Here is a 13,994-nt window from a genome sequence, read left to right on the forward strand (position 1 = left end):
GTGAATCCATATGAGTGGCTTAAATATACCCTGGAGAATATTATGTCCATCAACCATAAAAATATCCGGAATCTCTATCCTCAGAATTATAAAAAATTACAGCTAGACTGAACATGATTTTATTATAAAAAAATAGATAATAAAATTACGCTAAATTAAAAGATGTAGTTGGTGGGGCGCATACTTAGTTTTCATCATTATATTGCTTAAAGATTGATATCGTTTCCCTGGTAAAATTGTAGTAATTGGTGGTATAAAATATTTAGGTATTTAGCTTGTAAATAATTTTGCTGCGCATTGGTATAAATATTTTGACTAATCACTAAATCGGTCGTACTCAACCCGCCCAATTCGTATTTTTTTTGTGCTAATCTATACGATTCTTCCGCAGCTACTCTCGAAGCCTCTGCAGCTATAACCTGCTCCTGGGCAGATAAAGCGTTTTGATAAGCCGTTTCTACCTTTCTATAAACTTCCTTTTCTATATTTTGGTTTTCTATTTCAGCTTTTTCGATATTTAATGCCGCCGTTTTTACAGCGGCTTTGGTCTGGTTCCTATTGAAAATCGGGATACTTAATGATAAGCCAATCCTTTGGTTGAAATTAACATCAAACTGGTCTGAATACGTAAGGTCCCGAATGCTGGAATAGCCTGTACCTAAACTTCCTATTAAAGCTAATGTTGGCAAATAATTGCCTTTTGCCAGGTCAAGTTCTTTTTTATTTGCAGCAATATTTATCTCACTGGCTTTTATCTCTGGTAAGTAGTCCAGGGCCCTGTAGTATATTTCGATCTTCTCCCTTTCCAGGTTGATTAAATCCATATCCTCATCAATGGTTTTAATCCTTAATTCCAGTGTGGGTGGCAACTCCAATAATTGTTTTAGATCAATGATGTTCTGTTGGTAATTATTTTTTGCGGTGATAACATTATACTTATTGGTGGCCGCCTGGCTTTGAGCTTCGGTGAAATCGGTTAAAGCAATTTCCCCGGCATCGAGGCGAGCTTTTGCCCGTAAAACTTCCTTTTCTGAAGCAGCTAAATTATTTTCGGCAATAGTGATATTTTCTTTATTGTAAAGAATTTGTAAATAGGTCTCTAAAATGTTTAAAACGATGTTGTTTTTTTCGACCTCCTCCTGAAAAATACTTTGCTCCAGGAATAATTTGTTTTGTTCAATCTGGTTATTGATCTGGTTCCCCTGGAATAATGTTATCGCGCTATTCAGCCCCACATTGGTACTATGAATTTGCTCGGTAACATAGGCGCTGGTAATTGGATCTATAGAGTTTCCGTTGGTAAAACTTTGTGATGCACTACCAAATAAATCGGGTAACCTGGAAGATTTAACTCTGTCATACGCTACTTCAGCAAGCTTTGTATTTATTTCTGCATCTTTTACGGTGATGTTGTTTTCGATGGCATAGGTGATGCAATCTTCCAACGACCATATTTCAGCAGTGTTTTGATTTCCAGATTCTTGTCCCAAAGAAAGCTGCACAATCAATAAACTCGCTATGATAAAAAACAATTTCATTTTTGAGTGTTTTTAATGAACACTTCAAAGGTGAAACTATGTACCAGTTTATAAAATTGAAATAGATGTATGGAGTAATTGTCTATACGGAAGGGGGTATTTTATCGATGGAGATTTTTGATTCAATAATTTACCGAAGTTGCCTACTGGAGGATATTATTTTTATAAAAAGTGATAGCGAATATGTGCACTACCAACTTGAAGATGACCAAAAAATAATGGCCTTACAATCATTGAATAAACTAAGCACAAAACTTCCGGATTATTTCCTGCAGGTACATCGCTCCTATATTGTGAACGCCAGAAAAGTTACCGGCCTAAAAGGAAGGGACCTTTTACTTTCAGAAAACATTATTCCTGTAAGTGATAGTTATTATGAAAAGGTTAAAAAGGAATTGTTTGGCTCATGAAAACCTGAAGTTTAAACCTATAAATTCCTTGTAGGGGTATCTAAACTTATGTCTTATTTTTTGAACTGTTCATTATGGTTTTTATATCGTTTAAATCAATTTCTGGAATTGCACCCATAGAACCGGTAACGTAACAGCCAATAGCACTTGCGAAATCCAGTGCTTTTTGAGGTTCCTTATCGCTCAACAAGCTGCAAAGCAAAGCTCCCAAAAACGAATCACCCGCACCCACGGTATCTACCACTTCTATTTGATAACCGGGATTAGAATACAAACGATCTTTATAGAAAAGCATTGCTCCAGCACCTCCCATGGTCACGCAAATGGTCTGAATTCCCGTTTTTTCCTTGATGAACCGGATATTTTGCTCTATACCATCTGATACTGAACCAAGGACCTGGGATATTTCCAGAAGCTCTTCTTCATTAAATTTAACCATGTTTGAAAATTGCAATAGCTTTTGGATGGTTTCCATCGTATAGTGAGGCGGCCTAAGATTTACATCGAAAACCTTAAATGCATTAGATTGTGCCAACATACTTAGCAGGGAGGCTTTAGAAACCTCATTTCTGCTAGCAAGACTACCGTAAATTATCACATCTGAAGCAACAGCCAAAGAAACAGCTGTTTTATTCAGGGAAATAAAGTCCCAGGCGACCGGTTGGGCTATGGTATAATCTGCAACTCCGTTATCGTCCAGGCTTACTATCACTTTTCCCGTGGGATAATTCTGAAGCACCTTTATTGCAGACGTGTTAACCTTTTTTTGCCTTAAATGATCAAGAATTAGGTTCCCGTTATTATCATCACCTACGGCACTAATCACAGCAACCGGAAAACCTAGTGAATTTATTCTAAGTGCTATATTTAGCGGAGCACCGCCAATTCTTTTTTCGTTTTCGAAAACATCAAATAATACTTCCCCAAAACTTAAGAACCTAATATTTTTATTTTTAAACATAATGATGAAAATTTAAAATTGCTTCTTTCTCTACGGAATTTAATAATTACGATAAATTAGTTTCCGTAGCATTTATATCCTGCACACAATTTTTTACACCTTTTTCTCTTAACTTTTCCAAAGCGATGGTAAAACTTTCAACAAAGTCTTTATTTTCAATAAGATCACCAAATATAGGTTCAATTTTTAGAAATTCAACCGGATCTTTATGTGATAAAGCAGCTGCTCTTATCAACCTGTCGCTCATCGCATCCTTGATCTCGTAATCTTTATTGTTTTCATCTACACCATCGTTGTATCTACACCATGCAGCAACCACAAAGTTAGCTCTGCTAATATTTCCTTTCCCGGTTATTTGATCTTTGATTGTTGGAAGCAGGAATATGGGCACTTTGGCTGAACTTTCTGAACATATTCGCGAAATAAGGTCTTTGATATAAATGTTCTGGAACCTATCCACCAAACTTTTCTTATAATCTTTTAGATTAATTTCGCCCAAATCCCCAAGGGTTGGGGTAACTTCTATATCCATAAAATCTACCAGAAATTTTTCAAAATCAGGATCGTTCGCGGCTTCATCGATGGTATCGTACCCATATAAAGCTCCTAGCATTCCCAACAATGTGTGCCCGGCATTTAGTAAACGAAGTTTCATATTTTCAAATGGAATAACATTCTCCACAAACTGCGCACCTACTTTCTCCCAGACAGGTCGTCCTGCTTTAAAATCATCTTCTATTACCCATTGTATAAAAGGTTCACTTACCACCGGCCATTGGTCGTCAATTAAAAATTCTTCTTTTAAAATTTCTTTATCCTCTAAAACGGTTACTGGGGTGATACGGTCTACCATCGCATTTGGAAAACTTACATTTTCTTCGAACCAGGGTAGCAGATCAGGTTCGGTTTCTTTTATATAATCAGTTAGTGCTTTTTTTGCGACATCTCCATTTCCCTGGATGTTATCGCAAGATTGTATGGTAATCCCTCCCAATTCACGCTCCATTCGCAGTTTTAATGCCTGGGTAAGGTAACCAAATACCGTTTTTGGCGATCTGGGGTTTTTCATATCTTCAATGATCACAGGGTTGCTGAAATCGAACTTACCGGTAGCCTCGTTTAGGTTATAACCACCTTCAGTAATGGTAAGGGACACAATTTTTATATCTGGATGGGCAATTTTTTCAATCACTGCCAATGGGTTCTCCGGTGCGAAAATAAATTCAACGATAGACCCAATAACCCTTGCGGAATACGTTCCGTCAAGTTCCTTTACCATAAGGGTATAGAGACCGTCCTGATCTTTTAAAATATTATAGATCTTCCTGTCATAATCCAGAAGACCTATTCCGCAGATCCCGCAATCCGTAACCCCGAACTGTTCCATAAGCATATCGGTATAATATGCCTGGTGAGACCTGTGAAAATTTCCAACTCCAATATGCACGATACTGGTAATAATTTCGTCCCGGTTATAATTAGGTACTTTTACATTTGAAAGTACTGAACTTAAATTTTCCTGATTTAGTACGACTGATGTTTTCATAATATTTATTTTTTTATTTTTTGTAGAGACTGTGTTCTTTTAAGCCCCCAGTATGCAGTTATAAAATATCCCAGAGTCGCGATAAACGCGTATGTATCAAAGAGACTTTTGTTTTCCTGATAACTACTCATCCCCTCACTATTTAAAAACGTATTGAATGCCAATACCAGAATAGTGATTAGGAATGCAATAGATAAAATTTTCAGGATCTTAGAAAGTACCGTAGAATCTTTAACCGGTTCCCGGTAGGTGGCCGATTGATTTTCCTGATAGTTCTTAATATCTTTTTGTAACTTCTTCTCTTTTTCTATTTCTTCTGAAAAATCTTCAGAAGCACCACCACGGCTCGCCAGAATCGTATAAATTATCATGGTAAATATCCAGGTGGGAATAAACAGGTAGTAGAAAGACATAATATCCATCGCATTTAAGGCAAAACCGAATATTAATCCTATTAACCATGAAAATATAGCTGGTTTACTGGTCGTCAACTGTTTGTAATACGCCCAGTACCTGTTTAGTCCTATTTTTGGAAAGATAAAATGTTCAGCAAAAACAATTGCCCCCACCGGTACTACCAGTAAACCGGCATAAGTTAATAGCGGTAGTAATTTAGAGAAAACAAACGGAAAACAGGCAATTACAACCGTAAATATGCCTACAACAACGGTTGCCTTTCTACGGGAATAATTTTTAAAAATAGCCTGTGCTGCCAATCCAGCCCTATAAAGATTGGCATTTGCCGTAGTCCAGCCCGCCACGATCACAATTATAAAACCAGACGCTCCAAGTGCTTTAACCGCGACATCCCCCGGATCTAAGGCAATAACATTCTGATCTAAAAGAATAGCGGCCCCTGCCCCCATAATACCTGCCGCGATCCAGGCTAAATAGTGGCCAAACAACATTCCAAAACTGGTATATAAACCATAAGATTTTCTCTTGGCAAACCTTAGAAGTGCCATATCTATCAACCCTATATGGGTTATACTATTTGCGGCCCAGGCGAATCCGATAACTTCTAAAAGTCCGATACCTGGCTCACCTGTACGGGTAACTCCCCGCCAAATCGATTCATTACCTATTCGAAAAAAATCTCCCCAACTGTTTAGGGAAGTTTCACCCAACACGGCATTGGACAAAGCAGGCAGAAGCACCAGGGCGCCGGCAACAAATAACACAAATAACCACGGAGCACAGATTCCTGAAAAATTTGCGACGGTATGAAATCCATAAATAGCGACGAACACCACCACGACCCCCACTAAAACAACAATAGATAAAAAGCCCAGGTTAGTAGAATACCAATGTAATTGAGCCGGAATATCAAATAACAAACGTACCGCTGAGGCTGAAACCGTGATCATTGCAGCCGAAATTACCGTAAAAATGATCGCGTTCGCCCAATTGTAAAGTTTAGTCATTGAATCCCCGGCTATCTTATTCAAATAGGTATAAAGGCTCAGCCGGGTTTGTACGGCGATAGGTGCGGTAATAAGGGTCCAACTGAGTACAGCCAGGATATTACCAATAAGTAATCCCAAGACAATATCTTTAGTACTTGCACCCAGGGCAACAAAGGTCGCGCCTATAACAAATTCTGTTGCGGCTACATGTTCTCCCGCATATAATCCCGCAAAATATTTACCTCCATGCAGTTTGTGTTTTGGAACCGGCAATTGTTCCTCATCAAGATGATCAAAATTAGCTTGTGTTGTATTATTCATATTTCAAGTATTTCTTGGTGATTTATAAAAGTGAAAAATCTAATTCTAGAACAGCTCTCTTACTTTCGGGATTCCAAAAGGCCTTTGCTTTTAAAGTTCGGGAATAATTTAATATTGAAAGTATCCTTTCTGCCTGAAAGCCTAAACTAACCATGTTTGCCTGTTCACTATAAAAGGTTTTTTCGGTAAAAAAAGAAAATGCCCCACCGGCAAACAGGCTTGGTCTTAGCTTATTATTATCGAAAACCGGATATCTTACCTCCAGATAATTAGAATAGGAATCTTCTATCCGTCCTTCGACATCGATTTCGTAATCACCCCCCTGACCTAATAGAATGGTAGAAAAATAAATATTTAATGGAAAATATTGGGAAACTGAAGTTTCTACAACGATATCGAGAAAATTCGTAGAATGGTATTTATTCCAGCTAAAAATATTTGGATTTTCCAGTCCGCTATAGTTGTTGTGGCTTACAAGAGACAGTATACTCTTTGGCCCGAGCCTATAATTTAAATAATAAGAAAGTTCTGTGTATTCCCCGTTGAAACTGGAACCGCCCCAAATACCAAGTCTGAATTTTTCCCGGAACAAGCCTACATCCATACTCCCGGCCACCATCGCCCCAGGGGTTACCACAAACCCGTGCCAGGTATGCATATTTTTCACATTAACATTAATAGCAAATTTTTCTAAAAAGCTATCCTCATCTTCCTGGGCCATGACCGGGGCACTATTAAAAACTATAAAAAGCACTATTAGAAATTGTCTCGAACGACCACAGGCGTGGAGATTTATAACTGATATCATTTTACTTTTCATAGCTGAATTTAACCTATATCATATTCAAATATAAAACGTAGTTTTGACGTTTTATTTTTTCAAATATATTAATATCTTATAATTAAACATTATAAAATTTAAATATTTACTATTTTTAACGTTTCAAATAATATTAACCATTAAATTAAACATGTTATTTATGCGGATATCAAAACCATAAATAAGATCATATTAAACGTTATAAGTACGTTTAATTTACTAATATTTTTGGATTAATGTTTAGTTTTATTATTATTTTCGTAAGCTGTGAAGTGGATGAAACAGCCTCTTTTCAAATAATTGAAGTATGGATTTTAGAAAAATTTCAAATGTCACTGTAGAATGTGTAATATTTAGCCTGGAAAACGCTGAGCTTAAAATTCTATTATCCCAAAGAGAACTACAAATAAACACCTCAGGCAATACCAAACTTAATGATTGGATTGTTACGGGTGATTTTATTTATAAGACAGAGACACTTCAACAAGCGGCAAGTAGAATTCTCAAGTATAATATAGAATATAACCAGGTTCACCAGGAACAATTTGACACTTTCGGAGATCCGAATCGTATCTGGAAGGAAAAAGATATAGTATGGCTCAAAAAATTAGACGCCGGCACCAGACTTGTTTCAGTAGGTTATATTTCTCTGTTAGCTGCGGATATGTTTAAGAATAAAAAAAGTAGTTCTCAATGGTTCTCAATTAAAGAATTACCGGAACTGGGTTTTGACCACACTGAAATATTAAAATCTGCCCATGAATATTTGCAAAAGAAAATCCTTATGGAACCGCTTATTTTTGAACTTCTTCCTAATAAATTCACATTAAATGAACTTCAAATAGCTTTCGAAGCGATCCTAGACATTCAACTGGATAACCGTAATTTCAGAAAGAAAGTACTTCGGAAGAAATATATAGTTCTTCTCGACGAAAAAAGGACAGGCTTCTCAAAAAAACCTGCCAACCTCTATATATTCAGCAAGGATATCTATAATAAAATTGTAGAAAAAAACCAGTTGTTTATTTTTTAGGAGAGAGGTTTCCAGCAACCTCCAACTATTTATTTCTTAAAAAACCGATCTTGTTTTATATTCAATCAGTAGCGCCGGAATTATATACATTCAAAATATTATGTTGAAACCATAGTGCAAGATCAATCTAAGCCCCACATATCAAACTTCTTAGAGCTTAGTTTAGAGGAGTGAAAAATGTAAAATTCTTTCTGTTCAGATTGACTACAATTTTTGTTTAAACACAATATTTGGGAATGATTAATCAATCCTACTACTATATAACTGTATTTACACATAAATAAAATCGTAATCTGAAAAACGCTTTATTCTGTACTTATTCTGTACTAAAAGAAATTAAAAAAGGCCCCACATTTCTGTGAAGCCTTGATTTTCTTTGTAGCGAGACCGAGATTTGAACTCGGGACCTCCGGGTTATGAATCCGAGCAAGAAAACCGCAAAAAAACGTAATACCACTGAAAATCAATTATTTGGGCGTGAAATCATTTTCAATTATATCAAATAATATCATCTAATATGGCCAAATGTTGTACCTATGTTGTACCTGAATTTTGTATCTTTAAAGAAAGAAAGAGCCCATGGCTACTATAAAAGTACTTTTAAGAAAAAAATCTAATGCTCAAATGTTGTACCCAATTGTCATTAGAGTCACAAAAAACAGAAAAAGTAGTTACATCTACACTGGGCAGTATGTAGATAAAAAATATTGGGACGATGTTAATCAAAAAATTAAGCGATCTCATCCCAATGCTTCTCGATTGAATCATTTGCTTTTAGTTAAAATGACTGAAGTAAATGAAAAGCTTTTAGAAATGCAGTATTCAAAAAAGAAAAAATCTATATCTAAATTTAAAAAAGAATTATTAAACAATAATACAGCAAATTTCCGGACTGTATCAAATCTATACTTGAACAACATAAATAATAGAAAAAAGATTAATCAATATCTTACGGAGAAAAATAGAATAGATCAATTCATTAAATTTTCTCGTAATTCAGAATTAGAATTCCAGGACATTGATACCTCTTTGCTACGAAAATTCGAATCTTTTTTATTATATAATAAAAAGCTTAAAAGCCGTACTGTTGCTAATTATATGATAACTATTCGAACCGTATATAATTTGGCTATAAGAGAAGATTATGCTGAAAGAAATAATTATCCCTTTGGAAGAGGAAGATATCAGATAAGAATTCCGGACACCAAAAAAATAGGCTTAACAATTGAAGAGGTTAGATGTCTCGAAGAAGCCACAGGATTATCGGATGCTCAACAACATGCATTAAACGTATGGCTACTAAGTTTTTATTTTGCAGGAATGCGAATTACAGATGTAATTCAGCTTAAATGGAGAGACTTAAAGGACAATAGGCTTTATTATAGGATGAATAAAAACAGCAAATTAGTATCTTTAAAAATTCCCAATAAGGCACAGAAAATCATTGACCAATATTCCTTTTTAAAAACTACAACAAGTAATCTAGTATTTCCAGATCTTTGGGATACTAATTTAGATGATCCCGTTAAACTAAGAATCAGAATAAAGACTATTACCAGGAATTTTAACAGACATTTGAAAATCATAGCGAATTCGGTAGGTATAGAAAAAAATCTTAGTATGCATACTTCTAGACATACTTTTGGACATATTTCAGGTGATAAGATCCCTATTCAAATGTTACAAAAATTATATCGACATTCTTCCATAACAACAACAATGCAATACCAAGCTAATTTTATAAATAAAGATGCAGACGAAGCTCTGGATAAAGTGATTGACTTTTAATATTTTATTGTCTTTAATTTTTAATAGTTTCAAAACCGAAATTGGATTTAAGAGAGAATAATGTTGCTGAATGTGGAAAACTTTCAGCAATACATCGATGAATATTTAATTCTTAATGCCCTAATGTTTTAGAGTAAGCGGCCACTAGATATTCCGCAAATTGCTTTATGTTTTCTTTGTCCATTTCGTTGGGTGAAAGATTGATTTTTAGTGCTTCTGCCCCACGTGTGGTATGGGTTTTTTCAAATTGTTTATCAAAATCGTCAACAGCTGGACAGAATTTCTCGTAAATCCGATCTCCCGATCCCAAAACACCAAATATTTTTCCTGTTAAATATATTTTTTCTAAATCAAAGTAGAAGTCTTCAGCTTCTTCTGGCAAAGCGCCATTGGAACCATAGGTATAAGTAGCCATTACACAAATGTCATAATCTATGAATTTCCTGGGATGAACTTGCATACATTCTTCTACGAGCACGTCAATTTTAAGAGCCCGAAGATCTTACGCCAAAAGTTCGGCTATACCTTCAGTAGTTCCCGTCATACTGGCGTAAATAATCAAGGCTTTGGTCATTATTTTTACTTTTAAATTTTTCCTCTACCCAAAAGGCATTTCTCTAATTAACCGTTGCCTGTCAAAGGAATTTATTAGTATCTTCTAATCTAGCCGACCCTAAATAAAATTAGCAAAATTGAAAAGCTTTTGGGAAATTATAGGATATTAAAATCACTAGTGTCCAATAAAAAAAGTCCCAATTTCTGGGACTTTTTTTATATAATTGAATTTACCTACCAAAACAAATTTCAACTATGGGCAAAAGTATCACTTTTTTGGGAAAGCCGATTTTCAGTAAGCTGATAAACTTATTGGATAAGGATAAAATCGATAAACAGGCAGAAGAGTCGGGCACAGATCACTATTGCAAAAAATTCAGCACTTTTCAACATCTCATCACTATGCATGATCTATGGGTTACTTCAGGTTGCAACTCCTTACGTAAATTATCTTGTGGTATAGTGAGTTAAGGCTAGAAAATAACGCTTTGTTAATTTGATTATTTCCCAAGACGGAGTACTATTTGAGATGCCAACAAACGGCGGGATTATAGTGTTTTTGAGAAGGTTTATGATGATTTTGTAAAAAAATACCGTCCAGATTTATTGGACAGCCAAAAGCAGATCGTGATCGACAAAAAGGCCTATGCGATAGATTCTACCACGATCAGTCTTTTCCAGCCTATTTTTGAATGTGTGGGGCGAAACCCCTCCAACGGAAAACGAAAGGGCGGGGTGAAAAGCCATCAAAAATTAGATTTGCAAGCGGGCATTCCGGTAAAAGTCTATCACAGTCACGCCAAGGAACACGGTTCTTTGTTTATACAAAACGAGAATGTGGTTCACAAAAATGAAATAGCGGTTTTTGACAAAGCCTACAACAACTGCGCACTGTTTGATAAATGGTGTGAGCAAGATATTTTCTTTGTTACCCGTTTGAAGGACTATGCCAAAAAACGATTTATAGAAGAGAAGGACTTATTGGAGAACACGCCAGATTAAGTACTCCGCGATGCTAAAATCGCCCTGCCCTACAAAGACGAAAAGGGAAATGAAAAGGAAGCTGAATTGCGCCTGGTCTCTTATTACGATCCCGAAATGAACAAAGCATTCTATTTTTTGACCAACCTCTTTGAGGAAGAAGCCAGTCAGATAGCTTTGCTCTACAAAAAACGCTGGCAAGTGGAACTTCTTTTCAAAAAAATAAAACAGAATTTTCCTTTACAATATTTCTACGGAGAAAATAAAAATGCCATACAAATTCAGTTGTGGTGCACGCTTATTGCACTTCTACTAACCTTTATGAAAAAACAATTCACAAAACGATGGGGTTTTTCCAGTCTAATAAGTTTACTGCAAAAACAATTGTTCACTTTTGCAAAATTCATCGACTTCTTCAACAACGTAAATGCCTATGCCTTAGAATTCACCAAAAATAGCAGCGTACAAGAAGAATCTCAAGAAAAATTAAACTTCTCCAGCGGCTGAATCCAAAGGGGCTTACTTCTTGAAATTGGAAAATAAGAGCCTATTTATAGGGGCGCGCAAATGGTTTTTAGCTAAATTCGGATTTTAACAACAGTGAAAAAAAATCATTATAAGGTAGATATAGAATGGTGTCAAGACCGAAAAGGCACGATGGATGTGCTCGCCAGAATTAGCAGCGGGAAATATACACTGTGTTTAAGTGACTATTCCGCAGGAATTGCCTAATGGAATGCCCAATATCTGGTCCTATGACATTTTAAAAGTATCTGGTAAGCAACAATTTGAAGCCTGTGGAACTTCTGACAGACATTATACTGTTGCTTCCAAAGATTTCAATTTCAATGCACTTCGCGATTTATCAAGATCTTCAGGAATAGTGTTTAGAGTAAGTTTATTTCTTCTGGTGATAGTTTTAAGTCATGATACCTGTTCACATCCCCTTTCATAAAATAGTTGTCTTTCCTGCTGCGGAACAAGAAGACCACCCGTGGCCCAGGCCACATGCGTTGCATTTTTCATGTTGAGATGATGGGTTGTCGCATATCCTGTTCTTTTCATCAATTGAGGTCCAATTAAACCTGCCGTTGCTGAAGGTTCGACAAAAATATTTTCGGTATCTTTTAACTGTGCTAAAAGCCTAAAAAGATATCCATCTTCAATAGTAAAAATACCACTGATTAATTGTTTGCTAATTTTTGTTGCAAAATGTGAAGGTCGTCCAACGGCTAAACCATCAGCTTCTGTTTTACTGTCAAGTCCAATATCTTGTACACTGATATGACTCATTTCACCGGTCACCAATCCGGTTAAAACAGCAGGACAATGGGTAGGCTCTACAAAAAAACAGTGCACATTATCACCGTATATCTGTTTTAAACCGAAAGCTGTACCACCTGGTGAACCACCAACCCCACAAGGAGAATAGACAAATAACGGATGATCTTCAGCAACCTTAATATTTTGTGCTTTCAATTGTTGGGCTATCCGAAGTGCACCAACGGTATAGCCCAGGAATAAATCCTGAGAATCTTCATCATCAACAAAATAGGCATTTGGGTCTGTCTTAGTTTTTTCTCGTCCGGCGAATATGGCTTTGCTAAAATCACCTTCGAATTCGATGACTGTCACACCTTTTTCACGCAATAAATCTTTTTTCCATTTTTTAGCATCATCTGAAACGTAAACCGTGACTTGAAAACCTAATTTTGAACTGATGATACCAATGCTTAACCCGAGGTTCCCGGTTGATCCTACACCAATTTTATATTTACTAAAAAATTTTTGAAATCTTGTAGACGTCAAAATACTGTAATCGTCCTCTTTTTCCAACATTCCTGATTCGAGAGCCAATTTTTCCGCATATTTCATGATTTCAAAAAATCCTCCACGGGCTTTAATAGAACCGGTAACAGGAAGCTCATTATCGCATTTTAAGAATAATCGCCCTTCAATTTCTCCGTTATTTTTATTTAAAAGAGATTGCATATTTGGAATTTCTCGAAGAGGTGATTCCAGGATTCCGTGACTTTCATTTAATTCTGGAAATGCTTTTACAAAAAATGGAGCAAAACGTTTCCATAATTGTTCTGCTTCTTTCATATCTTCCTTGTCTATGGAGAATTCAGGAATATTTCGCATCGATTGTAGCTCCGGATTTAACCAGGCAACAGGTTTTGCTCTTATAACGTCTTTAAGAATAGGAGAAGTACGTACGAAAGAATCTATTTTACTTTTTGAATACATATAATTGATATTATCAATAAATAAATTCGTTATTTAGAATGAGTAAAATTAATTAAACATTTTCGATTAACTCTCCGCTTAAAGTAAATTTTTGCAGCCTATGAGAATGTTTAAAATAAATAGATTACTACCGTTCCATGCTAAAATTTTTAGCAAAGGTTTTCTATTTTCTGTGAACATACCCTCGTAAAGAGAGTAGTATGTGGAAAGTCTTCCAGGAGTTTACAAGTATAAGTCTCGTAGGTCGTTTATCTTTAAATATAAACACAGCATTCTTTTAGATATCTTAAAAATGTTTCGGTTTGTTTTTTTTATTTATTGGAAGAAATGTTGTTCTACTTTTTACAGATAATCAAGTAGAATGGAATTTAATTCCAGGTTTAAT

At 35.7% G+C, this 13,994-nt stretch carries 11 protein-coding genes and 1 pseudogene; 5 read left to right on the forward strand and 7 right to left on the reverse strand.

Going from position 1 to position 13,994, the window contains the following annotated elements:
* Positions 1-206: 206 nt before the first annotated feature.
* The gene (locus BUA71_RS14145) at positions 207-1,538 is read right to left on the reverse strand and encodes a TolC family protein (RefSeq protein ID WP_072880913.1); all 1,332 of its coding nucleotides are present in this window, start codon (positions 1,536-1,538) and stop codon (positions 207-209) included.
* Positions 1,539-1,603: 65 nt separating this feature from the next.
* Here BUA71_RS14145 and BUA71_RS14150 point away from each other — a divergent pair, with 65 nt between their 5' ends.
* The gene (locus tag BUA71_RS14150) at positions 1,604-1,948 is read left to right on the forward strand and encodes a LytR/AlgR family response regulator transcription factor (protein ID WP_072880915.1); all 345 of its coding nucleotides are present in this window, start codon (positions 1,604-1,606) and stop codon (positions 1,946-1,948) included.
* Positions 1,949-1,994: 46 nt separating this feature from the next.
* On the opposite strand, the gene BUA71_RS14155 is transcribed toward BUA71_RS14150, so the two are convergent.
* From BUA71_RS14155 to BUA71_RS14170, 4 genes are read right to left on the reverse strand one after another with little or no spacing between them, the layout of a single operon-like run.
* Complete coding sequence (locus tag BUA71_RS14155) at positions 1,995-2,909, reverse strand: carbohydrate kinase family protein (RefSeq protein ID WP_072880917.1); 915 nt, start codon at positions 2,907-2,909, stop codon at positions 1,995-1,997.
* 46 nt (positions 2,910-2,955) lie between these two features.
* A complete protein-coding gene (locus BUA71_RS14160; RefSeq protein WP_072880919.1) occupies positions 2,956-4,455 on the reverse strand; it encodes a mannitol dehydrogenase family protein in 1,500 nt (499 codons plus the stop codon).
* Between the two features lie 5 nt (positions 4,456-4,460).
* Positions 4,461-6,182 carry a purine-cytosine permease family protein gene (locus tag BUA71_RS14165; protein ID WP_072880922.1) on the reverse strand — a complete coding sequence of 574 codons (1,722 nt, stop codon included), beginning with the start codon at positions 6,180-6,182 and terminating at the stop codon, positions 4,461-4,463.
* Between the two features lie 22 nt (positions 6,183-6,204).
* Positions 6,205-7,002 carry a hypothetical protein gene (locus BUA71_RS14170; protein WP_139277111.1) on the reverse strand — a complete coding sequence of 266 codons (798 nt, stop codon included), beginning with the start codon at positions 7,000-7,002 and terminating at the stop codon, positions 6,205-6,207.
* A gap of 307 nt (positions 7,003-7,309) precedes the next feature.
* Between BUA71_RS14170 and BUA71_RS14175 the strand changes: the two genes are divergently transcribed.
* Both BUA71_RS14175 and BUA71_RS14180 read left to right on the forward strand, forming a co-directional pair.
* Positions 7,310-8,035, forward strand: a complete 726-nt coding sequence (locus BUA71_RS14175; RefSeq protein WP_072880926.1) for an NUDIX hydrolase — start codon at positions 7,310-7,312, stop codon at positions 8,033-8,035.
* Between the two features lie 579 nt (positions 8,036-8,614).
* Positions 8,615-9,823 carry a site-specific integrase gene (locus tag BUA71_RS14180; RefSeq protein ID WP_072880928.1) on the forward strand — a complete coding sequence of 403 codons (1,209 nt, stop codon included), beginning with the start codon at positions 8,615-8,617 and terminating at the stop codon, positions 9,821-9,823.
* A 112-nt stretch (positions 9,824-9,935) separates the two neighbouring features.
* On the opposite strand, the gene BUA71_RS14185 is transcribed toward BUA71_RS14180, so the two are convergent.
* On the reverse strand, positions 9,936-10,301 hold the full coding sequence (locus BUA71_RS14185; protein ID WP_394333538.1) for a flavodoxin domain-containing protein: 366 nt from the start codon (positions 10,299-10,301) through the stop codon (positions 9,936-9,938).
* Between the two features lie 332 nt (positions 10,302-10,633).
* Here BUA71_RS14185 and BUA71_RS18035 point away from each other — a divergent pair, with 332 nt between their 5' ends.
* Positions 10,634-10,849 carry a DUF4372 domain-containing protein gene (locus tag BUA71_RS18035; protein WP_072880930.1) on the forward strand — a complete coding sequence of 72 codons (216 nt, stop codon included), beginning with the start codon at positions 10,634-10,636 and terminating at the stop codon, positions 10,847-10,849.
* A 156-nt stretch (positions 10,850-11,005) separates the two neighbouring features.
* Positions 11,006-11,866 (forward strand): annotated as a pseudogene (locus BUA71_RS17875) (IS4 family transposase).
* 417 nt (positions 11,867-12,283) lie between these two features.
* Here the strand turns inward: BUA71_RS17875 and BUA71_RS14205 are convergent.
* Positions 12,284-13,609: a D-serine ammonia-lyase gene (locus BUA71_RS14205; RefSeq protein WP_072880936.1), complete on the reverse strand. Its 1,326-nt coding sequence runs from the start codon at positions 13,607-13,609 to the stop codon at positions 12,284-12,286.
* Between the last annotated feature and the right edge of the window lie 385 nt (positions 13,610-13,994).

Source organism: Salegentibacter echinorum (assembly GCF_900129445.1).
Taxonomy (GTDB): Bacteria; Bacteroidota; Bacteroidia; order Flavobacteriales; family Flavobacteriaceae; genus Salegentibacter; species Salegentibacter echinorum.